Below are 25,273 nucleotides of genomic sequence, written 5' to 3' on the forward strand. Positions count from 1 at the left end.
TTAGCTTATAAATAGTTAATGTAACCGATTAACAGTTTTACGGTGTGGGGTGGGAAAACTGCCCCACACCGTAAAACACGTCATGAGGAACTTATGAAAACACGTCTTTTAGCACTCGCGGCTGTTTTAACTGTCGTATTATCTGCTTGTACTGCTCCAACTCACCCCGACACGCAGCCCAAAACTGCTAGTGATACTACCGCCACTCAGCAAAGCCCCGCACAGTCAAAAACCAAACTTCCTGATCCGCATACCCTGACTGGTTTAACAGTGGTTCCTGATATTGCTGATCCAACTCCACTTGAGGGATCATTCAAACAGACTCTACCAACTACCATTAGAGATTTTGAAGGTAACTCTGTAACCGTTACCGATACTTCGCGGATTCTCGCAATGGATTTAACTGGCACACTCTCACGTACCGTGATTGCCCTTGGCTTTGGCGATAAGCTTGTTGGTCGCACGGTTTCGTCTACTGAAAAGCAGCTAGCTGATCTGCCAGTCGTGACTGAAAATGGTCATACCCTAAATACTGAGGCGATTTTAGCTCTCAAACCAACTCTTATTGTTGTAGACCGCTCTATCGGTCCGCCAGAGGCTTTAGACCAGCTGCGTGCTTCTGGGATTCCGGTGGTCTTAGTTGATCCGGCTCGTGGTATTGATAAGAATTCCGCCCTCATTAAATCTGTTGCCAATGCTTTGGGGACTCCGGAAGCCGGAACAGCCTTAGCAGATCGCGTGGAAAAAGAAACTAAGGCGGCACTTGCACAGATTAAACAGTGGATTCCTGCGCAACCTCTGGAAGCGTCATTCCTTTACGTTCGCGGGACAGGGGGCGTGTTCTTTATTTTGGGCGGCAACGAGGGCGCCACTGCCCTGATTGAAGCGCTGGGCGCTAAAGACCTAGCAACCGCGCAGGGACTGAAAGGTGTTACTCCTGCGAATGCTGAGGCACTCGTCGCTTTGAACCCGGAAATCATTTTCACTATGAGTTCAGGGTTAGACTCCACGAACGGCTTAAAAGGTTTACTTGCTCGCCCAGGTGTAGCTGAAACACGCGCCGGACAAAAGCAGCGTGTGGTGGCTATTCCCGATGGTTTATCACTATCTTTTGGACCACAAACTGCTGAAACGCTACTTGCAGTAGCCCGCGCAACGTATGGGATTGACGAAGATAAATGACATCTCAGCCTACTTTCAACCGTCCGAAACTACGCGTGTTCCTTACCTTCAGCATTGTCTTATGCTCGCTGGTTGCGTCTACTTTAGCGTCAGCACTTTTAGGACAGTATTCCATAAGCGTCGGCGATATCTTCAAAAGTACCTTCGCACCTCTGGGTATTCTCGACTACCCTAAAGATGCACTAGCATTCTCAACCCTATGGAATATCCGATTCCCACGGATTGTTCTGGGGCTCCTAGTTGGCGCAGCTTTAGCTGTGGCAGGTGCAGTAATGCAAGCAGTGTTTTCTAATCCACTTGCCGAACCAGGTATCATTGGTGTTTCCTCAGGTGCGTCAGTTGGAGCCGCCCTCGCATTCGTTTTCGTCCCACACGCACTGGCAGGTTTCGCTGTACCACTTTCTGCTTTTGCTTCCGGTTTAATAGCAGCATTAGTGGTTTACACGTTATCTCGTTCGCAAGGTAAAGCAGATGTAATCGTTCTAGTTCTCACTGGCATCGCGGTTACGGCAGTGTGCACCGCATTAGCTTCAATAGCTACCTATATTGCGCCTACAACCGCCCGTGATCACATTGTTTTCTGGCAAATGGGATCCTTAAATGGGACAACTTGGCCGCAGGTTTTCACCGTATTGGTTGTCGTAATTGTGGGAATTAGTTGGGCTTTTACACTTGCCCAAAAACTCGATACGCTGTCGCTCGGAGAACGCGCTGCCGGTCACGTAGGCGTTAATGTACAAGGTCTACGCGTAACTGCCATTATTTTAGCGACTCTGCTGACAGCCGCAGCTGTAGCCTACGCAGGTGTAATTGCTTTCGTAGGGTTGATAGTTCCACACGTTATGCGACTAGCACTTGGGCCGTTGAATAAGATCCTATTGCCTGGAGCAATGTTTGCGGGCGCTTTACTGGTTACTTTATCCGATTTAGCAGCTCGCACCCTGATTCCTTTTGCAGACCTGCCAATTGGTATTTTTACTGCTCTCGTAGGTGGACCAACCTTCTTTATCCTGCTTCGCACACGGTTAAGAATGGGACGCTAATGTATAAAACTAAACTAGGTGAAACTGCCGTAGTCGCTGAAAATATCAGCTTCTCATACGGGTCTAAAGAAATTCTGAAAGGCATTAGCCTTGAAGTTAAATTCGGTCAAATAGTTGGCCTACTTGGACCTAATGGAACCGGAAAATCCACTCTTGTAGGGGTCATGGCAGGTGATTTAGAACCCGGAACAGGAACCGTTACATACCAGGGGAAACAGCTTTCGGATTACTCACGTAAAGAACTTGCACAAACCCGCTCAGTTATGCCTCAAAACACTGAGTTTCCATTTTCATATCAAGTGTATGACATTGTTGCTATGGGCAGACAATGTTGGGAGGCAAACCCCGCCCTCGATAATGAAATTATTGCTTCTTCTATGGCTGCCACTGATGTTGCCGGCTATGAAGAACGCGACGTTACGCGCCTGTCTGGTGGCGAAAAAGCCCGTGTTACGTTCGCCCGCGTACTCACTCAGCAAGCTGGCGTCGTATTCCTTGACGAGCCCACTGCGGCACTGGATATCGCGCACCAGGAGCGCACAATGGAAGTGTGTCGCAAACTAGCTGACGCAGGTCACGCAGTGATTGCGGTAATGCATGATCTGCAACTAGCTGGCAGCTACTGCGACCGCATTGCTCTGCTGGATAAAGGCGGGATTTCAGCCTACGGCACTCCCCCAGAAGTTCTAACCAGCGAACGTCTCAGTCGCGTATACGAATGGCCAATCGAAGTTGCTACAGTCCCAGATGGTCGGCTCGTAATCCTTCCGAAAAAACGCTAAAGAATAATCGCTCCTAGAAAGTTAGGAGCGATTATTCTTATACCGTTAAAGCCCAAACCAAGCAGGCACCAAGAATCAGAAATGGCCCAAACGCAATCCGGGTTTTCATAGCTTGCTTCTTTACCGTTACCAAGTACAAGGCTACCGCCCCGCCGATTAAAAACGCCACAGTTAAACCCACGTAAGCGGTTTCAAAACCATAAAGCCCCAACCAGGCGCCCAGTACAGGAGCGAGTTTAACATCTCCAAAACCAATGCCTTTCATCAAGTAATAGATTAGGGCCGGCGGTAAGCCCCAAACTAATGCACCGAAAACCGCGCTGGCAATAAAAGGCAGCGGATTTTCAAAAGGCAGGATAATCAGTCTTAATCCCAATCCCAGGAGAAAGATAACGAGGGCTAAGAATGTAAGTCGGTTAGGTAGTTTATGCACTGCTAAATCAACGTAGGCACTTAACGCTAAAACGCCAAGAATCGGTACGGAAATAGTGATAAACGGGTCGTTGTATCCCAGGTAGAAACCTACGAATACGGCAAGTACGCTAAGTGCACTAATCCACTGGCAGTTTCCCGATCCGATACCGGGAGTGCAGGAGGTTTCTTTACCGTGAGTAAATAAATACTCGTTTACCAGTTTGTAGCCCCCTGTGAGGGCATATAGGATACTTAGAAAACCCAGTACTGCTGCGGTGGTTTGCAAAGCAAATGAGGTTTGCATGCTAGTTCCGTTCTGATAGTGCAGCTTCCATGGCTGCCCGCATTGCTGAAGCGGGTGCTGGTTTACCGGTGTGCAAGCTGAATTGGCTGACGGCTTGGTGTAAGAGGACTTCCGTGCCGGGAATATAGTGGTTTCCGGTATCCTTGAGTTGTTGTTGGAGGCTACTGGTTTCGTGCGAGTAGTCGATATTTAGGACTATTTTTTCACGGACCAATGGTGCGTTTGCCAGTAGTTCTGACAATACATCGCTAGGAATGGTAGAGATAATCACGGATGCCTGCATGAGTTCCTGCTGTACGCGGTTTCCAGATTTTAGGGGAATCAGCACCGGTCTAAGTCCCAGCGTGGTGGCGATTTTCATTATCGAGGGCGGGCGGGTGAAACTCCGCGCGATGATTTTCAGGTTTTTGATGCCCAGCTCAGCTGCGGCCATCATTGCTGATACAGCGGTTGCGCCGGCACCGAGAATAAGCACCTCTTGAATCTGCTGTGTCTTGTATCGTTGAGCGAACTCAGAGTGGTTTTCAAGGGATTTGCGGATGCCGTACACATCAGTATTGAAGCCGGTCCGCATACTACCTGTTACAACCACGGTATTAACTACCTGCAGAGTTGCTGCCATGGGTTCTACCGCATCTAGGCATGGCAAAATACTATGTTTATGCGGCATGGTGACTGCCAACCCAACAGCCTCTGGGGACAGCTGTTTAATATAGTCTGAAAGATTCTGTGACTGGACTTCGGCTAAACCAAACTCGTAGTCAAGTCCGAGTTCCTGGTATGCAGCATTATGAATCACCGGTGAAAGCGAATGCTTCACCGGTGATCCGATCAGAAAAACTTTCTGCATTTACTAGCAGCTACCCTTGTTTGCGGCACACCAGGTGCTTAGTTCTTCAACGTACTTCTGATGTTCAGCATTAGTTGAAGAGAACTTAGTTTCACCAGTATTTAGGTTTACCGTTACGAAGTATAACCAGGTGCCGTCAGCAGGATTCAAGGTTGCTTCTACCGCAGCGCGGGAAGGCATGGAGATAGGTCCTGGTGGGAGCCCCTTGTGAATGTAGGTGTTGTAAGGGGTGTCTTGTTTAACTTCATCACCGGTTGGTACGCCGCCTGCACGCTTTAATCCATAAAGTACTGTGGAGTCCATCTGAAGTAGGCCAACGGTTTCAGCATTTGGTTGAGTCAAACGATTTTCAATAACTCGAGCCACCTGCTTCATATATTCATCATTATTAACTTCACGTTCCAGGATGGATGCTTTAGTTAATAGCACTTGACGTTGGTTAGCTGGTACTCCCAGTTCATCTAGTTCTTTTATGGTCGCTGCGACCATAGTCTTTAAAACGTCTGCCGGAGTGTCATCGGTATGGACCTCGTAGCTACCTGGTAGTAACCAGCCTTCCAAGTTTCCTTTAGCTTCAGCAGGTAACCCCAGTGCCACTGTGTCAGATAATGCTGCATCAACTTGTTCGGGTGTAAACCGTTCAAAGGCTTTTAAGCGTTCGACTACCTGCCAGATAGTGAAACCAGGTGGAATGGAGATTGCGTTGGAAGTGCGTTTAGTTGGATCAAGTAACGCTGCTACAGCTTCCACACCACTCATTTTAAGTTTCAGAGTGTATGAGCCGGGCTGTACTGATGTGGCGGCTTGGTTCGCTTCCCAGGCTTTGATGAAGGCGGCTTCCGACTTTACCACATCTAGTTGAACTAGCTGTTTTGCGATTGCTGAACCGGTATCTCCTGGATTTACGACTGCAATGACTTCTGTAGTACCAGAGCCTTCATAATCTGGGATTTCTTCCTCGACTGTGCTTCCTCCCCGTAAAGCGTTAATCGCTAAATAGCCGCACGCCAACATTAGTACTCCCACTAAAGTCAGGATAATGGCAGTGCGAATCTTAGCTGCTTTTCGACGTTTAATGGCTTTACGTCGTTCTATTTCCAGACGGCGTGAGCGCATTCCGGTTGTTGGGGGCGCTTCTACCCTTGTACCGTCAGTATTGGTTGAATTGGGCGTTCCAGCTAAGAACGTTGGGGTTTGGAATTGTGCTTGGGAGCTACTTTCCGCTACGTGGGATAAGCCTGAGCGAGTGTGGCGTGAGCGGGTTGTGTTTTGCGTTGCTTCAGATGGTGAAGCTTGTGTTGCCTCCCCTGTTGCTTCTGAACGTGGCAGACGACGAGGCGGAGTCAGTGGGCGACGAGGAATCCGTGTAGTTGGTTCTACGCCACTGCTACGTGGTACGCTAGGTGCGCCAGTCATACTTTCACCGGTTACTGGACGGGTGAGACGCCGACGTGGTGGCTGCCGCAGTGGGCTATTCTCCGCGGAAGTAGTTTCGTTTGGATTGGCTTCGTTGCTCATTTAGTCCTCACTTGTCTAATTCTTTACTTCCACGGTCTCTCCTGGCGGAGTTTCCGTGCGCAGTTCGGTCTCAATCGCGTTTTCTAAAATGATAGAGGCTGCGAGCTGATCAATTTTGTTTTTTCGCGCGCGATTATCAACTCCCATTTCTGAAAGTCCTGCGTGAGCTTGATTGGTAGTGAGTCTTTCATCCATTAGACAGACTCTAATATCGGGGATTTCTACAGCGAGTTCATTTGCGAAATCGCGTACGAATTCTGCTGAGCTTCCCTCTTTTCCATTTAAATGCACTGGCATTCCAATAACTACTTCAATGGCCTGTTTTTCGACAATCAGGTTCAGTAGTTCATCTAAGTGGACGCCGTATGGTGAAAATTGCAAAGTGGTGTGAGGAAAAGAGATTTTCCCACTGGGATCAGTTACGGCAACCCCAATACGGCTTTTACCGTAATCTACTCCAATCCTCACACCACTTCTGAACATATTTTTAACCTTTATAAGTTAAACTTCCCGCTAACTCAGAGGGAGCGCAGTGCCTGCTTAACTACTTCAACAGCTTCTGGAACAGCAGCTGGATTCTGACCGCCCCCCTGAGCTACGTCGTCACGGCCACCGCCACCACCCTGCAGAGTTTGCGAAGCCAAACGAACCAAAGCACCTGCCTTAGCACCCGCACCACGAGCTGCCTCATTAGTAGCAACTACTACCTGAGGTTTATCACTAATAACGCCAATGCCAGCAACAACTACTGGGTTAGCTTCGCCAAGGCGTGCACGTACGTCAAGTACCAGCGAACGCAAACCTTCAGCAGAAGCAGCCTCACCCAGATTTACAATCACAGCATCGAAAGCACCCAGACGTTCCACCTGGGTAGCTAATTCTGCAGCCCGTGCCAGCATTTGAGCTTCACCAAGCTTAGCAATCTGCTTTTCAGCGTCCTTGAGCTTCTTCAGTAGGCTCTCAACTTTACCAGGTAGCTCATCGCTCTTACCGCCAATTAAGCCAGTCAGCTGAGATACAAGGGCATGTTCCTTTGCCTGGTGCGCATATGCGCCGTCACCAACCAGCGCATCGATACGACGCACGCCGGAACCAATGGAGGCTTCACCCAGCAAAGCAACGCGACCAATATGACCGGTGGTTGGTACGTGAGTACCTGCACAGAGTTCCACGGACCAGCCGTCACCAATGTTTACGACGCGCACCTCATTGCCATACTTTTCACCAAACAATGCCATCGCTCCCATTGCCTTTGCATCGTCAATGTTCATGATGGTGTCAGTAACGGTTAGGTTATTAGCCAATTGCTGATTTACGCGTGCTTCTAATTCACCCAGTACATCGACTGGAACTGCTGAAGTATGGCGGAAGTCAAAGCGCAGGCGGCTTGGAGAATTCTCAGAACCAGCCTGTGTAGCGCCTTCACCGATGAATTCATGTAGCCCCTTATGCACCATGTGAGTTGCGGTGTGAGCACGAGCAATCGCCAAACGACGATCAGTGCAAATCTTTGCAACTGCGGTTTCACCCAAAGCTAGCGTACCTTCAACTAAACGACCACGGTGAACAGTCAATCCCTTAATAGGTGCCTGCACATCATCAATCTCAACGATTGCTCCCCCCGTAGTACGGATAGTACCGTGGTCAGCTAGCTGGCCACCCATTTCGGCCCAGAATGGGGTCTTATCAAGGATTACTTCAATGTCCGCAGGACCAGTTAGAGCTGGAACTGCTGCGCCCTCGGAAACAATACCTGAAATAATGGATTCAGTTTCAGACTCAGTGTAGCCGAGGAAGTAAGAGCCGCCCCCCAGCTGATTCTGGAACTCATGATAAATACGAGAGTCTACGTGTCCAGCTTTCTTTGCCAAAGCATCCTGACGTGCGCGAGTCTTTTGTTCCAACATGAGCTCTCGGAAACGAGCTTCATCAACATCAACGCCCTGTTCCTTAGCCATTTCCAGGGTCAAATCGATTGGGAATCCGTAGGTGTCATGAAGCTGGAATGCTTCTTCACCAGACAGCTTGGTAGCAGAGCCAGCAGCTTTTGCCTTTGCAACTGCAGTGTCGAGAATCGTAGTACCAGCAGAAAGAGTACGGCGGAAAGTTTCTTCTTCAGCGTAGGCCACATCAGCAATACGCTCCCAGTTCGTTTCCAAATCTGGATAGGATGCTTTCATCGCATCACGAGATACTGGCATTAATGTAGGTAGGGTTGCAGTATCAACGCCCAGCAGACGCATAGAGCGTACTGCCCGACGAATCAAGCGACGTAGCACGTATCCACGACCATCGTTTCCTGGTACAACACCATCATTGATAAGCATCATAGAGGAACGAATGTGGTCTGCCACAATACGCATTCGCACATCATCTTCAGGGTCCCCGCCACCGAGGTAGGTGCGGCCAGACATCATTTCAGCTGCAGAAATTACTGGGCGAACTTCATCGATTTCATACATGTTCGGCTTATTCTGCATGACAAACGCCAAACGTTCCAGCCCTGCACCAGTATCGATTGCCTTAGCATCAAGTTCACCTAGCAGTGGGTAATCTTTTCCAGAGCCTTCACCACGCAGGTATTGATCAAATACTAGGTTCCAAATTTCTAGGTAGCGGTCTCCACCTGGGTCAACATTTCCACCGACAGCTTCGGGACCATAGGATGGACCACGGTCGTAGTGCCATTCGGCACATGGTCCGGCTGGACCAGGCTGGCCGGTGTCCCAGAAGTTTTCGTGGCGAGGAAGACGCACGATGTGCTTTGGATCCAGGCCAATCTTGCGGGTTAATACGTCGTAGGACTCAGCGTCTTCTTCCCAGAGGGTTACCCAGAGACGGTCACCGTCTAAGCCGTAGTGCCCGGTTTCTTGTGATCCGGTGAGGAGTTCCCACGCGAAGTCAATGGCGCCCTCTTTAAAGTAGTCGCCGAATGAGAAGTTACCGTTCATCTGGAAGAAGGTACCGTGGCGGGTGGTGCGACCAACGTTTTCGATATCGTTGGTGCGCAGACACTTCTGCACGGAAGCTGCGCGTGGCCATGGGGCTGGTTCAGTGCCGATGATATATGGGATAAATGGCACCATACCGGCGATGGTGAAGAGAATCGATGGGTCTGGTGAGACCAGTGGGACGGATGGACGAATTTCGTGTCCGTTACGCTGGAAATATTCCTTCCAACGGTGGGCGATTTCTGCAGTACGCATAGCTTCCCTATTTTTCCCGAGGACGGTCTTTCTTACTTACCGTCTAATTGAAATACTTTAACTTACTTATCATACCTAATTATCTGGCTGTGCCAGAATCTTAGTCCACGCGCGTTCCCGTATTGGTGAAACGCGTGAACTACGATTCCCACGCAACCAAAACGTGCGAACCATGATTCCCACGCAGGGTAAAGAAAAATCCCCTCACGATTTTCGTGAGGGGATTTTTAAAAACTATTTATCAGCGTGAGTAGTATTCGACGACCAGCTGGTCATCGCAAACTACTGGAACTTCAGCGCGTTCTGGGCGACGAACCAGGGTTGCACGCAGACGTTCGAGTTCAACATCCAGGTATGCAGGAACTGGAGCCAGCACATCGCGGTGTACGCCAGCTGCTGCGATTTCGAATGGAACGGTGGTCTGGGACTTTGGCTTAACCTGGATGGTCTGACCTGGCTTTACGCGGAAGGATGGGCGGTCAACGATCTGACCGTCTACCAGGATGTGGCGGTGTACTACAACCTGACGCGCCTGTGCGATGGTGCGTGCAAAGCCGGAGCGTAGTACCAGTGCGTCCAGACGCATTTCGAGCAGTTCTACGAGGTTAGAACCGGTCTTACCTTCTGCACGGAGTGCTTCTTCGAATGCGCGACGCATCTGTGCTTCACGGATGCCGTACTGTGCGCGCAGACGCTGCTTTTCCTTCAGACGTACTGCGTAGTCGGATTCCTGGCGACGACGAGCGCGGCCGTGCTGACCTGGTGCGTATGGGCGACGTTCAAAGTAACGTGCTGCCTTTGGGGTTAGTGCAATGCCCAGGGCGCGGGACAGGCGCACCTGACGACGTGAACGGTTTGCCATTTTGGGCTACCTTTCCTGTTTTCTTTTTACTTACGAAATCGTGAGTTTCTTACGAATCTCACGGGGTCACCTAAACTTGTTTTTCTATTGAGTTCCAAGAGTGGCTAAGACCCCAGGTATTGCCACAGTTTGCGACAACTTTAATAGTCTATCGTATTTTCAGTAAAGAACGAATCTTTTGCAGGCGTTTCGTGAGCGATGACTCAAAACCATTGCCGGTTGGCTCGTAGTAAACACGTCCTTTTAGTTGGTCTGGTAGGTATTGCTGCGCCGCAATACTATAGGGTTCGTCATGTGCGTAGACGTATCCTTCACCATGCCCTAAGCGTTTCGCACCGGCATAGTGTGCATCCCTTAGAGGAGGTGGCACTACCCCAATTTTACCTGCACGCACGTCTGCTATCGCGCGGTTAATAGCCATATAAGAGGCATTTGACTTAGGCGCAGTGGCAACTGCTACTACTGCTTGCGCCAGGATAATCCGCGCTTCAGGCATGCCGATAAGTTGCGTAGCTTGCGCGGCTGCAACCGTCAGCGGTAACACACTAGGGTCAGCCATACCGACATCTTCTGAAGCGCAAATCATAATACGTCGCGCGATGAATCGTGGGTCCTCCCCCGCTTCAAGCATCCGCGCTAAATAATGCATCGCAGCATCTACGTCTGAGCCTCGCATAGACTTAATAAAAGCACTAATCACGTCATAGTGTTCATCTTCTCCGTAGCGTACCAGTGCTGCATCAGCTGCTTTTGCCACGGAATCTTCGTCGATTTCTTTCCGCCCAGCGTCAATCGCGGTTTGCGCAGCGGCTTCTAGGATTGTTAATGAACGACGCGCATCTGCACCTGCTAGCCGAATAATCATTTGCTCAGCGCCAGTATTGATACCTACACGGTTATCCAACCCACGCTTGTCATCTAGAGCGCGATGAATGAGCTTGGCAATGTCTGCATCTTCTAACGGATTTAGTGTCAGCAGAATGGAACGCGAGAGAAGTGGAGAAATCACCGAAAAAGATGGATTTTCCGTGGTGGCAGCAATCAGCGTCACCCAGCGATTTTCTACGGCAGGTAGTAAGGAATCCTGCTGGCTTTTCGAAAAGCGGTGAACTTCATCGATAAACAGGATGGTTTCTTTTCCGTCTGTTGCAAGATGTCGTTTAGCTTCAGAAATTACGTCACGGACTTCTTTTACCCCAGACGATACTGCTGAGACTTCTGCGAAGTGCCGGCCAGAACTGCGCGCCACCAGGTATGCGAGGGTGGTTTTACCAACTCCGGGTGGCCCCCAGAGAATCACAGAACTGACTGCTTTTGCTGGGTCAGCGGGTTCCAATAAGCGTCGCAAAGGAGAGCCTGGGGTAAGCAAGTGCTGCTGCCCAACTAGTTCTTCCACGGTCGTTGGGCGCATACGTGCTGCTAGGGGTGCATGCGCGTTAGACTCTGCTACCGCAGGTGTTACTGATGATTCGAAAATATCCATGCTTTGCTTTACTGAAAGTTTCTTGCAACGCCCTCGAGAATTTAAAAGAGGTCCAGGGTACCCGCACCTTCACGTACTACTACGGGAGTATTTTCAGTGAAGTCAACCACGGTAGTTGCTCCTTGGCCACCCACTGGCCCGGCAATAACGATATCAATCTGTCCGCCAATCCGGTCATCCACGTCGTAGGCTTCCCAGAGGGCCTCTTCCTCACCCGGCATAATCAGGGTTGAGCACAGCAGTGGTTGCCCAAGTTCTTCCACCACAGCTTGGGTAATTTTGTGGTCGGGAATGCGAATACCGATAGTGTGCTTCTTCTTATTGAGCATCATTCGCGGGATTTCTTTAGTGGCTTTCAGGATGAAAGTATAGGGGCCTGGAGTCACCGCTTTAATCGTACGAAATGCCTTATTGTCAACTATTACCAGTTGACCAAGCTGCCCGAAGTTATGGCATAGCAATGAGAAATTATGCTTCTCATCCAAGTGGCGAATCTGACGAATCTGATCCATTCCCTTTTTATTTCCCATTTGGGTGCAAATCGCATAGCCAGAGTCAGTTGGCAGGGCAATCACCGCTCCATTCTCAAGGGCGGATACTACTTGTTTAACCAATCGGGGCTGCGGGTTTTCTGGGTGAATCTCTAAGTACGTCATGGTTTAAGTTTACTCGGTAAACAAGCCTTGCGAATGGTTTAAAAAGGTTAAGAACTTTAATCACCACGGGCATAGCTTTTTCCTATTAAAACTATATGTTCACAATCTGGTTACAAAACCCCATAATCCCATATAAACAGCGGATTATCGGCACTTGGGGTCTGTTAGAATATATATTGCGTTATTCTCGGATTTCTCCACCATGGGAATCCAACATTCCTTACAGCAATAAGGAGACTGTTTTGAATACCCTTAAAACCAGGCTCCAAGCCTTGGGAGCGGTAACTACTCTGACGCTTTTACTGTCCCCACTTGGAACAGCGGCGCACGCTGCTGCAGCCACCCCAACAGAAACAACCATCGAACAAGTTCAGGGTCCAGGCGCGGAATCCCCACTTTTGGGTAGCGCCAAAAAAGGTCCTCTGGTTTCAGTCAAAGGTCGTGTAACTTACGTAAACACTACCGATGGACAGCGCAAAGGTTTCTTCATCCAAACCCCAGGCACTGCAACTGTTGCCCCAGCCAATGGTTCAAATGGTCTTTTCATCGGCTTAACCCAGAAAACTCTTAAGTTTGCGCCAACAGTAGACCGGTGTGTAACCGTAGTTGGTTACGTAAACGAAATGGGTGCAAAGAACGGGAATCGTCTAACCCGTCTGCAGGATCTCACGGAAGTAACCGTCGACCCTGCTGGTTGTGCCCCAGTTACTGCTTTACCTCTCACTGAGGTTCCAAATGATGATGCTTTGGAACAGCTTGAAGGTATGCTGGTTCGTCCTCAGGGTGATTTCAAAGTAATTTCCATTGCTGATTTAGCATCACATGGTGTTTTAACTATCGCTCCAGCGAATAATCCTTCAACAACTTTGTTGTTGGATGACAATATTCTCAATAAGCTCAGTGGCGGTCCCCTACCATTCGCTGCCGAAGGTGTAACAATCGCTGAAGGCGACACTTTGCGTTTTATCAGTGACGTAATCGTAGACGCGCATGGCAAGCTACGCCTACAGGCTCTTAACCCAGTTAATGGTGCGACTAACTCACCGGTCGAAATTATCAAAGATAATGCCCAGCAGCCTCCTGCCGGTGGAGAAGAATCACCTACGCCTAATCCTGGTGGTGATCAGGGACAGCCTGGCGGTGGAGAAGGTACTGGTATCGAACCAGTACAACCGACTCCAGAAGCTGGTATCACCCCAATCTCACAGATTCAGGGAACCGGCTTTAAATCCACTATGGAAAAACAGGTTGTTACCGTAAAGGGTGTCGTAACTGCACGTTACGATCACGGTAACATTGATGGCTTCTACGTCCAGACTCCAGGCACCGGCTCTGCTGCGCCTACCGCTGGATCAGAAGCCATTTTTGTTTACGTCGGTAAGACTGGACTAAACAACCTCCCTACCTTGAACTCCTGTGTAACCGTCAAGGGAACTGTAAAGGAATACACCGGTCGTAAAAAGCCACAGCCAGTTGATTACACCACTCAGCTTTCAGATCCAGAAGTTAAAGCTGCAACTGACTGTGCTCCAGTAACTCCACTGGCACTGCAAGCGCTGCCAAAGAATGATACTGAAGCTGAAGCTATCGAAGGTATGCTGGTTAAGCCACTGCAGAACCTGGTTGTCACCGACAACTACAACCTGAATACCTTCGGCAACGTTGGCCTTTCAATGACCGGAGCAGTTTTACCACAGCGTACTGATGTGGCTCGTCCAGGTCAGGAAGCTGATGCAGTTGAAGCTAACAACGCCACAAACTTCATCAACCTTGATGACGGTGCCTCATGGAACTACACCACAAAGCCAAAGGACGGTCAGGTAGACCCACGCGATTACCAGCTCCCATTCGTAACCAAAACTGATCCAGTACGTCTGGGCGCTAAGGTTACCTTCAACAGTGGCGTAATCTACGAATACCGTTTCGGTTGGGTTCTACAGGCAACCCAACCTGTACACGGTTTGGAAAACTCTTCTGTAAGTTTCGAGAATAACCGTCCAGCTACTGCGCCAGCAGTAAATGGTGACGTAAAGATTGCTACCTACAACGTACTTAACTACTTCGTCCACCTAGGCAAGGATCGTAACTGTCAGTTCTACACTGACCGTCACGGCAACCCAGTTTCTTCGAAGTCATGCTCAGTACGTGGCGCATACTCTCAGGAAGCCTTCGACAACCAGCAAGCAAAAATTGTTACCGCTATTAACAAGCTCGGAGCAGACGTTGTTGGTCTGGAAGAAGTCGAAAACTCCACTAAGTTTGGTAAAGACCGTGACTTTGCTCTGGCTCACCTGGTAACGGAACTTAATAAGGCTAATAATGGCGCAATCAAGTGGGCCTATGTACAGTCTCCGGCTAATGTTCCAAATAACGGTGACTTCATCCGCACTGCTTTCATCTACAACGCAGACAAAGTTAAGCCAGTAGGCGACTCCCAGATTCTGGGCGATGCGTCCTTCAACTCGATTGCTCGTTCTCCTCTGGCTCAGAAGTTCACTCCGGTAGTAACCGCTGATCAAACCGGAACTGACTTCGTGGTTATCGTTAACCACTTTAAGTCCAAGCGTCCACCAGAAGGTGACAGCAACGCTGATCAGGCAGACAAGGGGGACGGCCAGGGTGGCTGGAGCCCTAAGCGAGTAGAGCAAGCTGCAGCTGTGGCTAACTGGGCTAATACTACTTTCGCTGGTATCCCAGTATTCATGGTTGGTGACTTCAACTCTTACTCCAAGGAAGATGCAATCATCAAGCTGGCTGAACTTGGCTTCAATAAGATTCCTACCGTCGGACATTCTTACCTTTTCCAAAGCCGCGTAGGTTCGTTGGACCATGCGATTACTAACGCTGTCGGTATGGCTATTGTTGCTGATCAGACTGCTAAGGTTTGGGAAATTAATGCCCACGAGCCAGTAGCTTTGGAATATTCTCGAAAGAACTACACGGCATCTGATCTTTACACCACTGATGAGTTCCGTTCATCTGACCACAACCCAGAAATCTTCGGTATTAAGGTCATTAAGCCAAAGGATAAGGACGAAACTCCTCAGCCACCAGAAACCACCGACCCAGCTCAACCAAATCCAGGATCTAGTACGGATGAGACTCCACAGCAACCACCTGCAGTAGCTATTAAGCCAATCGCTGAGATTCAGGGCACTGGTGCTAAGTCTCCTCTGGTTGATCAGGAAGTAACCACTAAGGGTATTGTTACGGCAGCCTACCCTACTGGTAACCTAAACGGCTTCTATATTCAGACTCCTGGAACTGGAGCAGAAAAGAACCCAGCTGCTTCCCACGGTATCTTCGTGTACACCGGTCATCGGAAGGTAGCTGATATTCCAAATATTGGTACCTGTGTTGAAGTAACTGGTACGGTAGCGGAATTCGGTGGCAAGACTGCTACTGAGGATTATGAATTCTCAACCCAGCTAACGGCCCCAACCGTTAAAACCACCACTGGCTGTGACCAGCCCGTAGTTGCTGTCGTCTTCGATAAGCTTCCAGCTTCTGACGAAGAACGCGAAAAGTACGAAGGCATGCTAGTAGCTCCACGCGGTTCTATTGTCGTTACCGACAACTACAACCTGGGCCAGTACGGTTCTCTAACCCTGGCTTACTCTGATGAAGCACTGGTACAGCCAACTGATAAGTTTGCTCCCGGTTCTGCAGAAGCTATTGCCCTGGATGAAGCAAACGCGGCTAAGGAAGTCACCTTGGACGACGGCTCCTCCTGGAACTACTTCTTCAAGCCAAAGAAGGGATCAACCCTCGACCCACGTGCTTCTGAGCTTCCTTATCTGAGCCCAGACCATCCAGTACGTGTCGGTGCAAAGGTAACTTTCAACGACAATGTTATCTTTGGTTACGCTTTTAGCAGCTGGACTTTCCAGCCAACCTCTCAGGTTATCGGCGTTAAGAACGCTCCTGCGACCTTTGCGAATAACCGACCAGCAGTACCCGCTGTTACCGGTGACGTTAAGGTAGCTACCTTTAACGTTCTCAACTACTTCACTGACCTGGGTGAAGATCAGGTTAAGTGCAAGTCCTACAAGGACCGCAATGACAACCCAGTTGGCACTGATAAGTGTGCAGTTCGTGGTGCCTACACTAAGGCTGCGTTCGCTGATCAAAAAGCTAAGATTGTCTCTGCTATTAGCCTCCTGGATGCAGACATCATTTCCCTAGAAGAGATTGAAAACTCTCAGCGTTTCGGTCATGACCGCGACGCTACCCTAGAGGATTTGGTTGCTGCGTTGAATGAAAAGATGGGTGCAGGAACGTGGAAGGCTGTTGCTTCTCCAGCTAATATTCCTAATAACGGCGATGCTATTCGCACGGCATTCATCTACAAGCCAGCTAAGGTAAAGGCCGAAGGCGAAAGCCTTATCCTTGACCACCCAGATTTTACTGGTGTGGCTCGATCCCCACTGGCACAGAAGTTCGTTCCAGTTGTCGATGAACGTCATAACGCGAAGCCATTCGTGCTGATTGTTAACCACTTCAAGTCCAAGGGCTCTGTAGCTAAGGGACACGGTGAACAGGAAGGCGATTTCGATGGTCAGGGTAACAATAACCCACTCCGTGTAAAGCAGGCTGCAGCGCTAGCAGAGTTTGCAAAAGCCAACTTCGCTGAAGTCCCAACCTTCTTACTGGGTGACTTTAACGCTTACTCTAAGGAAGATCCGATTGTTACCTTGGGCAACGCTGGCTTTGAAAAACTAACTGGAGAGGGACATTCCTATGTCTTCAAGGGTCGTTCTGGTTCATTGGACCACGTTCTAGCTAACGAGGGCGCTAAGGCACTTGTTTCTGACACTGGCGTTAAGGTTTGGGAAATCAACGCTCACGAACCAGTGATGTTGGAATACGCTCGTCGTAACTACAACGTAGTGGACTTCTTCCGTGCGGATCAGTGGCGTTCTTCTGACCACAACCCAGAAGTATTCGGCATTAACGTAATCACCCCTAAAAAGGCTATTGATTGGACTGAAATCGGTCCTTCTGAACCTGTTTGGACTGATGCTGCAGTTAATGTTGAAAAGCCAGTCTACGAAACCGGACAGGAACTCCAGGCAACCTTCATCCTCTCTAAGGCAAATGCGGAAACCCAGGTAGTGTTCTACCTGCACTCCGATCCTGTGAAGTTAGGTGTAAAGGATCTGCAAGTTCAGCCAAATGGAACTGTTAAGGCAAACGTAACGTGGAAGATTCCAGCTAACTTCGAACTCGGCAAGCACGATGTAGTTGTCACCGATTTGAAGGGCAAGGAACTCGCTCGCGCAGGCGTAACCTTCGTGAAGCCAAATACTCCAAGTGTTGTTCAGCCTTCTAAGGATCAGAAGTCAACTGTGAAACCAGCTGTGCCTGCTCCTGCAAAGAAGCCAGCCCTGCCAGTCACCGGTGTTTCTGCTCAGATTATGCTGGTAGTTGCCCTGGGTGCTTTGGTAGGTCTCGCAATGGTGGTTCTTCGTCGCCGTTACTGAAACCTAACCTCAGTAATAACTAAATAATCCTTTGGGGGAGGTCAGCAAAGTTGACCTCCCCCAAACTCATGGTTTTTGCAAAGATACTACGGCTAAACAGCTTAGCCTTGTTGGCTGCTTCGCTGGTACTAGCCAGACTGTGGATAACTTTAACGCGCGAACTCAAGTTCCCGCGTTTTCTCTGCGCCGCAACTCAAGTTCCCACGTTTTACTATGAAGAACAATCATCCCTCACCCCTACACCACAAAACCACTACGCCCCGGTGTTTCTAAGGTCACTCTTAGTGCTTAACATATTTTCTTACAGGAAATGCACCGACCTCGGGAATATAAAAATCCGGCGGGGCACCCAAAGGCGACCCGCCGGACTAACTAAACGACTCTAAATCAGTCTTCGTCTTCAGCTACGTAATCAACGCCAGCTTCCGCACGCTGCTCTGGAGTAATCGGAGCCGGAGCCTGAGTCAATGGATCGAAACCACCACCAGACTTAGGGAAGGCAATAACGTCACGAATAGAATCAGACTTAGTCAGCAGGGAAACAATACGGTCCCAGCCGAATGCAATACCACCGTGTGGTGGAGCACCGAACTTAAATGCATCCAGCAGGAAGCCAAACTTTTCCTGAGCTTCTTCCGGACCGATACCCATTACGTTAAAGACACGTTCCTGCACGTCACGACGGTGAATACGGATGGACCCGCCACCGATTTCGTTACCGTTACATACGATATCGTATGCGTAAGCCAATGCTTCGCCTGGGTTTTCTTCGAAGTTATCAATCCAGTCTGGGTTTGGTGAAGTAAATGCGTGGTGAACGGCAGTCCACTTAGAGTTACCCAAGTCAACGTCGTCATCCTGGCCAGATGGCTTGAACAGTGGAGCGTCTACAACCCAAACGAAAGACCAAGCGTCTTCATCAATCAAGCCGGTACGCTTGCCAATTTCCAAACGGGTAGCACCCAGCAGGGCGCGAGCTTCGTCTGCCTTACCAGCGCCAAAGAAGACGCAGTCGCCGTTTGCAGCGCCAGTAGCAGCCTGCAGGCCAGCACGTTCTTCAGCGGAAATGTTCTTAGCAACTGGGCCACCCAGTTCCCCATCTTCAGAGATAGTTACGTATGCCAGGCCCTTTGCGCCACGAGACTTTGCCCATTCCTGCCACTTGTCAAAAGTACGTCGCGCCTGGGAGCCGCCTCCTGGCATTACAACCGCACCAACGTAATCGGACTGGAATACACGGAATGGGGTGTTCTTGAAGTATTCGGTCAAGTCTACGATTTCCAGGCCGAAACGTAGGTCTGGCTTGTCGGAACCGTACTTTTCCATCGCATCTTTAAAGGTCATGCGTGGGATTGGGGTTGGCAGGTCGTAGCCGATAGTGCCCCATACTTCCTTCAGAACGTCTTCAGCTACGCCAATTACGTCGTCCTGTTCTACGAAGGACATTTCGATATCGAGCTGGGTGAATTCTGGCTGACGGTCAGCGCGGAAGTCTTCGTCACGGTAGCAGCGCGCAATCTGGTAGTAGCGTTCCATACCTGCAACCATCAGCAGCTGCTTGAACAGCTGTGGGGACTGTGGCAGTGCGTACCAGGAGCCTGGGGACAAGCGGGCTGGTACCAGGAAGTCACGTGCACCTTCTGGGGTGGAGCGGGTCAGCGTTGGGGTTTCGATTTCTACGAACTTGTGCTGATCCAATACCTTGCGAGCTGCCTGGGATACCTTGGAACGCAGGCGGATTGCGTACTGTGCTGGGCTGCGACGCAGGTCCAGGTAACGGTAGCGCAGACGGGTTTCTTCACCTACCTTGCCGGAGTCGTCAGCGTTGTCTGAGATCTGGAATGGCAGGGCATCACAGGTGTTGAGGATTTCAATGTGATCACCGAGCAGTTCGATTTCGCCGGTGGAGAGGCTAGTGTTTTCGTTACCTTCTGGGCGACGTGCTACTTCACCAGTTACTTTGAGGACGAATTCGGAGCGGAGCTTGTGAGCTACTGCTTCGTCGCGAACTACTACCTGGGCGATTCCGGATGCATCTCTAAGGTCTACGAATACCACACCACCGTGGTCGCGGCGGCGGTCTACCCAGCCAGCTACGGTTACGGTTTCGCCTTCGAGGGAGGCGTTGAGGGATCCAATTTCATGCGTACGCAGCATTTGCGTTCCTTTCATAAAGGGGTTGTCGACACCGCTGAACGGGCGGGCGCACTTTCTATAATAAGACTTGTTTCTACCGCGTAAAAACCGATTTCTCACTGCGTAGTATTATGAAACCTATGACACATTCTTTTTCCGGGCAGCTTTCGAATCGCACGTTACTTTCGGTTGCGGCTTTCGCTCTAATCACTGGGTTTGCTTTTGAGGCAATGGCAACTACTAATGCGATGCCGGCGGTGATTCGTGATTTGGGTTCGGATACGTGGTTTTCGTTAGCTGCGGGAGTGGTGTTAGCGGGTCAGATTTTAACCACCGTATTTGCTGGTTGGTTAAGTGACCGGTTTGATGTGGCTCGCCCACTGTTTTTGGGTGTGTCTGGTTTCATTTTGGGGTCTCTTTTAGCTGGTTTGGCTCCGAATCTGTTGGTTTTCGTGGTTGCTCGTATTCTGCAGGGTTTGGGGATTGGCTTCACGATTGTTCCGCTTTATGTGATGATTGGCGCGTTGATTGAGGCTGAGTTTCGCCCGAAGCTGTTTGCTTCTTTTTCTTATGCTTGGGTGATTCCTTCGATGATTGGTCCGGCGCTGGCGGGTTATGTGGTGCAGCATTGGCATTGGCGTCTGGTCTTCTTATTGGTATTGCCACTTTCTTTTGTGGGTTGTGTTCCCCTTTTTCCTTTAGTTAAGCGGATGCCGGCGCGGGCAGATTTTTCTTCCGAGGGCGGCGTAGATAACTCACAGCGCCCGCCTTTACTACCGACGGTGGCTTTGTCTTTGTCTATTGCTTTGATGCAGTTTGCGGGTGGCACGGCGGGTCGTTTTTCTTTAATACTCGGTGTTTTTGCTATTGGCTTATTTGCTTATGGCATTATCAGCTTGTTCCCGGTTGAGACTTTTAAGGCGGCTCAGGGTGTGGGTGCGATGTTTGCTACTCGTTTCTTGCTGATGGCAACTATGATTGGCACAGAGTTTTTCATTCCGCTTATTTTGAATCGCGAGCATGCTTGGTCCTTGGAGCATACTGGCTGGGTGCTGACTTTAGGCACTTTGACGTGGACTTTAGGGTCGTTTATTCAAAGCCGGATATCTGGTTTAAAGTGGCGTCTGCGTCTGCCGATTATTGGCGCGGTAGTTGTTTTTGCTAGTGCTGTTTCTTTGATTGCGCTTCCGTTCCCAGGTTTGTCTCCCTATCCTTCTTTGGTTGGTTGGGGTGTCATGGGCTTAGGCATGGGGATGATGACGGCAACTATTTCAGACTTGTCGTTGGCGATTACTCCTCAGGAAAACCATGGGGATGTGTCCTCTAAGCTGCAGCTGGCGGATGCTGCGGGGCCGGCGGTGGCTACGGGCTTATTTGGCTTAGCTTTGGGTGTTTGGGGAAATTTTGTAGCTTCGAGTACTGCGGAAATCCCTGAGTATTTGCCTGCTCCGGTGCTGGCTTCTTTATTTGCGCTATTGGGGATTTACTCTGCTTGGCAGAATCGTAGTTTGGTGATTCCGAAGCGCTGTTAGCGAACTCACCTGCGTCTTTAGCGACTTATAAGCGGAAACCGTGTAGGGTTGATTAAGTTGCGAATCTCCTCAGGTTTGATGTGCGGCCCACTTATGCAGAAGGCTGAGTGGCAGGTATGTGTGGTTTTAGGAGAACGCAGTGTTTTATTTGCAGTTCCCCTATTGAAATGGAAACCATGACTACTTTTGCTGACCTTAATTTGCCTGAAAACGTTCTTTCTGCGATTACTGAGATGGGTTTTGAGACCCCTACTCCGATTCAGGAACAAGCTATCCCTCACCTGTTAGAGGGGCGCGATATTGTTGGTATTGCGCAGACTGGTACGGGTAAGACCGCTGCTTTTGGTTTACCTATGTTGGCTCATATTGATCCTGGGTTTAATGCGGTGCAGGCGATTGTTTTAGCACCTACTCGTGAACTGGCAATGCAGTCTGCTACGGCGATTGAGTCTTTTGCTGCGCATATGCCTAAGGTTAAGGTTGTTACCGTTTACGGTGGTGCTTCTTACACCCCTCAGATTAAGGGTTTGAAGTCGGGTGCTCAGGTAGTGGTTGGCACTCCTGGTCGTGTTATTGACTTGATTGAAAAAGGCGCTCTGAAGCTTAATAATGTTTCTGTCCTGGTGTTAGATGAAGCTGATGAAATGCTTCGTATGGGCTTTGCTGAAGACGTTGAAACTATTGCAGCTTCTATGCCTGAGTCTGGTAAGCGTATTACTGCCTTGTTCTCTGCGACTATGCCTGATTTTATTCAACGTGTCGCTGACCAACATTTAACTGATCCGGTGCGGATTGAGGTGGCACGTCAGTCTTCCACGGTTGAGAATATTCATCAGACTTACGCGGTTGTTCCGTTTAAGCATAAGCTTGGTGCTTTGGGTCGCGTTTTGGCTACTCGTGATGAGGATGCGGCGATTGTTTTCGTACGTACTCGCGTGGATGCTGACGAAGTCGCAGTTGATATGGCTACGCGTGGTTTCACTGCAGCTGCTATTTCTGGTGATGTTTCTCAGAATGAACGTGAGCGTATTGTGTCGCGTTTACGTGATGGTTCTTTGGATGTTTTGGTTGCTACGGACGTGGCTGCGCGTGGTTTAGACGTTGAGCGTATTGGGTTGGTTATTAACTTTGATGTGCCACGTGAGACTGAAGCGTATGTTCACCGTGTGGGGCGTACTGGCCGTGCGGGTCGTGCGGGCCGGTCTTTGACTTTCTTCACTCCGAAAGAACAGTTCCGTCTGCGTCAGATTGAGAAACTTACGGGTACGAAGATGGAAGAGATTGTGATTCCTTCTCCTCGTGAGGTTTCTGAGTTCCGTGCGCGTCGTTTGGTTTCGTTGATGCCTGACCGCATTGAGCTGGGTCGTTTGGAACTTTACTACGATTTGTTGCACGAGATCCGTCATACTACGGAAATTGAAGTTGAGGATATTGCTGCGGCTTTGCTGGCTCACGCTATTGGCGATAAGGGTCCTTCTCAGGAGGAACGTCGTGGCGCGGGCAAGATTCGTCGTGAAGAAGAGATTGATGATGATGGCAATTTCGTAGCCGCTTCTTTTGAAGCTGGTCGTGATGGCGGTAAGGGTGGTCGTGCTAAGGGTGCGAAGCGTCCTTCTGCTCCTCGTATTTCTTCTGGTTTTTCTCGTCGTTACCGTGTTGAGGTTGGTAAGCGTGATGGGGTTAAGCCGGGTGCTATTGTGGGTGCGATTACTGGCGAGGGCGGCGTGAATGGCGCTGACTTGGGCCGTATCGACATCTACCCTACTTTCTCTTTAGTTGAGCTTTCTGGCGAGCTTTCCGAGAAGGCGGCTTCTAAGATTTCTAAGGCGTTTGTTTCCGGACGTCAGTTGCGCATTAAGGAAGATACGGGTCCTCGCCCGGCTGCTGAGGGTGGCGACCGGGGTGACCGCCGCGGAGCTTCCCGAGGGCGTTCTGCGGATCGTTCCGCACATAAGGGTAGTTTTAGTAAGTCCAGCGCTAAGAGCGGTAAGAAGTTTAAGAAACGCAGCGGCCGCTAACTAACTAATAGTTTAGTCGATCTTACTGCATAGGTTGACTGTATAAATAGTTGTGTTGTCACTCATCTTTAGGGGACAACACGACTATTTATTGCATTCTGGTTGTACAGCAAAACTGTGTTGGAGGCAGCCGCGGCGTAAACATGGGAACGCGAGTTCCCACGCAGGATTGGTGTACTACTGCCCTAGTTTGAGAAGTTCTAAGACGCGCCGCTGGCGCTGATCCTCAATCTTTAAGGGGGCCCAGAGGTATTCTTCTACAACTTCATCGAGTTCTTCTCTCAGTGCCTGTGAGGCTTTCTTTCCGGCTGCATGGGCACGCCAGCTAATAAGTACGGCTGTTAGAGCACTAATCAGTACTGCCCATAAAATTCCCACGCCAATCATCCACACCGGCGTAGGAATATTGTAGTAAGGCATAGTGGGAACGTCGATTAGTAGCAGTGACTTTAGTAGATGAATACCACCTAGCCATAAGCCACCACAAATCGCCAGTACCCATCCAAGCATTTGTAGTCCATTCATTACCCGCCACCAAGTGGCTTTACCAGCAGGTAATGGCACGTCAATACGTGATACCACGTGGTTTAAGTGAAGTGGAATGAACTCATTTGCTTGCGTAGCTTGTGCACGCAAACTTGCCTGCCAGGGACGAGGACGTCCAGCGATTAACCCATCCACTGTTTGGCGCATTGCTAAATCAAGGTTTTTCAGCGTCATATCCAGTGGCTTGTAGCTGGTAATCCCGGTTTCTGAGCCCAGGTGCAGTCGTTTCACTGGGTCTGGCTTAAATAGACGCAGTTTACGGGATGGCCAGAATCCTGCGACGCTACCGGCACGGTAGCGGTAACCTTGCTTAACGGTTTTCTCAACCGTTTTTACACCTGCAACTTCATACACGGCTTTGGTTAGTAGTGGTTTCACCTGTTTATTCGTAAAACCTGGCAAATCATAGGATTTGAGGGTTTCTAAGGTATTTACACCACTGGTTCCACCAAAGATTTCTTTCGCAATCAGGGCTTTGCCATTCTGCAGATCAGCAATCAGTTTTTGCGCGGCTTTAGCCTGCACTGCCGCAGCGTCTGTAATCCGCAGGCGCAGACTATCAATCCCCTGCCCAGTAACTGCCGAAGTTGGAATCACCAGCGGATTATTAACTCTGTCTGTTTCAAGGATTCTCGTGAAGTCTGCTACCACGTGTACGGCGTCTTGCCCGTGCAGGGTATCTGCATGAGTTAGTACCCCGATAGTCATATTCGCGTGTTTTGCAAGTGGCCTAATGAATTCAGTGTGTAGCAGGTTATCCGCGTATTTTTGTGGGTCAGCAACCCAGATGAGTAAGTCCACTCGCTGGGCTAAAAACTTAACTGTTTCGCGCCCAGCAGTAGCAATGGAGTCAATATCGGGCAAGTCAATTAAAGCTACGTTATCAGGCAGCTTTCCGCCAGAGGGAATCTGTACACGGTGTTTAATCTGTAGCCAATCCATGAGTTCAGATACGCCTTCGTTGACCGGAATGGCAGCAATCGGTTCGATTGTCGTCGGGCGACGTACTCCGATAGTGGCAATGTCAGCGCCTAATATAGCGTTAAAGAGGCTAGATTTACCTGAGCCGGTGGCTCCCACTAAGGCTACTACCGTGGTGGTCGGGTCTAGACTAAGACGCTCATGAGATAGCTTCGCAGTTGTCTCAAGTTGGTTGAGAGCATTTACCGATAGGTCTGCTTTGGCGTTCTTTAATAACTCTTCAAACTCGGTTAAAAGCTGTGGAGCTTGTAACTGATTACGGTTAAAAATCCCCATC

The 25,273-nt window shown here is 49.7% G+C and carries 16 protein-coding genes; 6 read left to right on the plus strand and 10 right to left on the minus strand.

The genetic code is table 11. The features are described 5' to 3' along the window. The first annotated feature begins 93 nt into the window (after positions 1 to 93). From HMPREF0044_RS00710 to HMPREF0044_RS00720, 3 genes are read left to right on the plus strand one after another with little or no spacing between them, the layout of a single operon-like run. Positions 94 to 1,182: a heme/hemin ABC transporter substrate-binding protein gene (locus HMPREF0044_RS00710; protein WP_006546173.1), complete on the plus strand. Its 1,089-nt coding sequence runs from the start codon at positions 94 to 96 to the stop codon at positions 1,180 to 1,182. Further along, positions 1,179 to 2,225 (plus strand): FecCD family ABC transporter permease, encoded by a 1,047-nt coding sequence (locus HMPREF0044_RS00715; RefSeq protein ID WP_006546174.1) that lies wholly within the window; start codon positions 1,179 to 1,181, stop codon positions 2,223 to 2,225. Before HMPREF0044_RS00710 ends, HMPREF0044_RS00715 begins: the two co-directional genes overlap by 4 nt. Then, complete coding sequence (locus HMPREF0044_RS00720) at positions 2,225 to 3,007, plus strand: heme ABC transporter ATP-binding protein (RefSeq protein WP_006546175.1); 783 nt, start codon at positions 2,225 to 2,227, stop codon at positions 3,005 to 3,007. Before HMPREF0044_RS00715 ends, HMPREF0044_RS00720 begins: the two co-directional genes overlap by 1 nt. Positions 3,008 to 3,044: 37 nt before the next feature. On the opposite strand, the gene HMPREF0044_RS00725 is transcribed toward HMPREF0044_RS00720, so the two are convergent. The 8 genes from HMPREF0044_RS00725 to HMPREF0044_RS00760 all read right to left on the minus strand — a co-directional run bounded on the left by HMPREF0044_RS00725 (position 3,045) and on the right by HMPREF0044_RS00760 (position 12,300). Continuing rightward, a complete protein-coding gene (locus tag HMPREF0044_RS00725; RefSeq protein ID WP_006546176.1) occupies positions 3,045 to 3,725 on the minus strand; it encodes a prepilin peptidase in 681 nt (226 codons plus the stop codon). Position 3,726: 1 nt separating this feature from the next. Beyond that, the gene (locus HMPREF0044_RS00730; RefSeq protein ID WP_006546177.1) at positions 3,727 to 4,575 is read right to left on the minus strand and encodes a shikimate dehydrogenase family protein; all 849 of its coding nucleotides are present in this window, start codon (positions 4,573 to 4,575) and stop codon (positions 3,727 to 3,729) included. A 3-nt stretch (positions 4,576 to 4,578) separates the two neighbouring features. Continuing rightward, positions 4,579 to 6,093, minus strand: a complete 1,515-nt coding sequence (mltG, locus tag HMPREF0044_RS00735) for an endolytic transglycosylase MltG (RefSeq protein WP_006546178.1) — start codon at positions 6,091 to 6,093, stop codon at positions 4,579 to 4,581. 15 nt (positions 6,094 to 6,108) lie between these two features. Then, the gene (ruvX, locus tag HMPREF0044_RS00740) at positions 6,109 to 6,561 is read right to left on the minus strand and encodes a Holliday junction resolvase RuvX (protein ID WP_245528802.1); all 453 of its coding nucleotides are present in this window, start codon (positions 6,559 to 6,561) and stop codon (positions 6,109 to 6,111) included. Positions 6,562 to 6,611: 50 nt separating this feature from the next. Beyond that, positions 6,612 to 9,299 carry an alanine--tRNA ligase gene (gene alaS, locus HMPREF0044_RS00745; RefSeq protein ID WP_006546180.1) on the minus strand — a complete coding sequence of 896 codons (2,688 nt, stop codon included), beginning with the start codon at positions 9,297 to 9,299 and terminating at the stop codon, positions 6,612 to 6,614. 241 nt (positions 9,300 to 9,540) lie between these two features. Next, positions 9,541 to 10,161 carry a 30S ribosomal protein S4 gene (rpsD, locus tag HMPREF0044_RS00750; RefSeq protein ID WP_006546181.1) on the minus strand — a complete coding sequence of 207 codons (621 nt, stop codon included), beginning with the start codon at positions 10,159 to 10,161 and terminating at the stop codon, positions 9,541 to 9,543. Between the two features lie 148 nt (positions 10,162 to 10,309). Further along, entirely contained in the window at positions 10,310 to 11,644 is a 1,335-nt protein-coding gene (locus tag HMPREF0044_RS00755) for a replication-associated recombination protein A (RefSeq protein WP_006546182.1), read from the minus strand. Positions 11,645 to 11,685: 41 nt separating this feature from the next. Next, the gene (locus HMPREF0044_RS00760) at positions 11,686 to 12,300 is read right to left on the minus strand and encodes an L-threonylcarbamoyladenylate synthase (protein ID WP_006546183.1); all 615 of its coding nucleotides are present in this window, start codon (positions 12,298 to 12,300) and stop codon (positions 11,686 to 11,688) included. Positions 12,301 to 12,542: 242 nt separating this feature from the next. Here HMPREF0044_RS00760 and HMPREF0044_RS07750 point away from each other — a divergent pair, with 242 nt between their 5' ends. Then, entirely contained in the window at positions 12,543 to 17,783 is a 5,241-nt protein-coding gene (locus HMPREF0044_RS07750) for an ExeM/NucH family extracellular endonuclease (protein ID WP_050754319.1), read from the plus strand. 387 nt (positions 17,784 to 18,170) lie between these two features. On the opposite strand, the gene aspS is transcribed toward HMPREF0044_RS07750, so the two are convergent. After that, complete coding sequence (gene aspS, locus HMPREF0044_RS00775; protein ID WP_040312559.1) at positions 18,171 to 19,940, minus strand: aspartate--tRNA ligase; 1,770 nt, start codon at positions 19,938 to 19,940, stop codon at positions 18,171 to 18,173. A 119-nt stretch (positions 19,941 to 20,059) separates the two neighbouring features. Between aspS and HMPREF0044_RS00780 the strand changes: the two genes are divergently transcribed. Then, the gene (locus HMPREF0044_RS00780; RefSeq protein WP_050754320.1) at positions 20,060 to 21,451 is read left to right on the plus strand and encodes an MFS transporter; all 1,392 of its coding nucleotides are present in this window, start codon (positions 20,060 to 20,062) and stop codon (positions 21,449 to 21,451) included. Positions 21,452 to 21,618: 167 nt separating this feature from the next. Further along, the gene (locus tag HMPREF0044_RS00785; protein WP_006546188.1) at positions 21,619 to 23,469 is read left to right on the plus strand and encodes a DEAD/DEAH box helicase; all 1,851 of its coding nucleotides are present in this window, start codon (positions 21,619 to 21,621) and stop codon (positions 23,467 to 23,469) included. A gap of 177 nt (positions 23,470 to 23,646) precedes the next feature. Here the strand turns inward: HMPREF0044_RS00785 and HMPREF0044_RS00790 are convergent, their stop codons facing one another. Then, complete coding sequence (locus HMPREF0044_RS00790) at positions 23,647 to 25,272, minus strand: GTPase (RefSeq protein ID WP_006546189.1); 1,626 nt, start codon at positions 25,270 to 25,272, stop codon at positions 23,647 to 23,649. Position 25,273: the final 1 nt, after the last annotated feature.

The sequence above is a fragment of the Gleimia coleocanis DSM 15436 genome, assembly GCF_000159015.1.
Lineage (GTDB): Bacteria > Actinomycetota > Actinomycetes > Actinomycetales > Actinomycetaceae > Gleimia > Gleimia coleocanis.

Bases quoted from the DNA above. Each gene is read 5' to 3' on its own strand.
- HMPREF0044_RS00780 (WP_050754320.1), top strand. From the start codon at position 20,060: ATGACACATTCTTTTTCCGGGCAGCTTTCGAATCGCACGTTACTTTCG.
- alaS (WP_006546180.1), bottom strand. From the start codon at position 9,299: ATGCGTACTGCAGAAATCGCCCACCGTTGGAAGGAATATTTCCAGCGT.
- mltG (WP_006546178.1), bottom strand. From the start codon at position 6,093: ATGAGCAACGAAGCCAATCCAAACGAAACTACTTCCGCGGAGAATAGC.
- HMPREF0044_RS00755 (WP_006546182.1), bottom strand. From the start codon at position 11,644: ATGGATATTTTCGAATCATCAGTAACACCTGCGGTAGCAGAGTCTAAC.
- HMPREF0044_RS00790 (WP_006546189.1), bottom strand. From the start codon at position 25,272: ATGGGGATTTTTAACCGTAATCAGTTACAAGCTCCACAGCTTTTAACC.
- aspS (WP_040312559.1), bottom strand. From the start codon at position 19,940: ATGCTGCGTACGCATGAAATTGGATCCCTCAACGCCTCCCTCGAAGGC.
- HMPREF0044_RS00785 (WP_006546188.1), top strand. From the start codon at position 21,619: ATGGAAACCATGACTACTTTTGCTGACCTTAATTTGCCTGAAAACGTT.
- HMPREF0044_RS00725 (WP_006546176.1), bottom strand. From the start codon at position 3,725: ATGCAAACCTCATTTGCTTTGCAAACCACCGCAGCAGTACTGGGTTTT.
- HMPREF0044_RS00710 (WP_006546173.1), top strand. From the start codon at position 94: ATGAAAACACGTCTTTTAGCACTCGCGGCTGTTTTAACTGTCGTATTA.
- HMPREF0044_RS00715 (WP_006546174.1), top strand. From the start codon at position 1,179: ATGACATCTCAGCCTACTTTCAACCGTCCGAAACTACGCGTGTTCCTT.
- HMPREF0044_RS00760 (WP_006546183.1), bottom strand. From the start codon at position 12,300: ATGACGTACTTAGAGATTCACCCAGAAAACCCGCAGCCCCGATTGGTT.
- HMPREF0044_RS00720 (WP_006546175.1), top strand. From the start codon at position 2,225: ATGTATAAAACTAAACTAGGTGAAACTGCCGTAGTCGCTGAAAATATC.
- rpsD (WP_006546181.1), bottom strand. From the start codon at position 10,161: ATGGCAAACCGTTCACGTCGTCAGGTGCGCCTGTCCCGCGCCCTGGGC.
- HMPREF0044_RS00730 (WP_006546177.1), bottom strand. From the start codon at position 4,575: ATGCAGAAAGTTTTTCTGATCGGATCACCGGTGAAGCATTCGCTTTCA.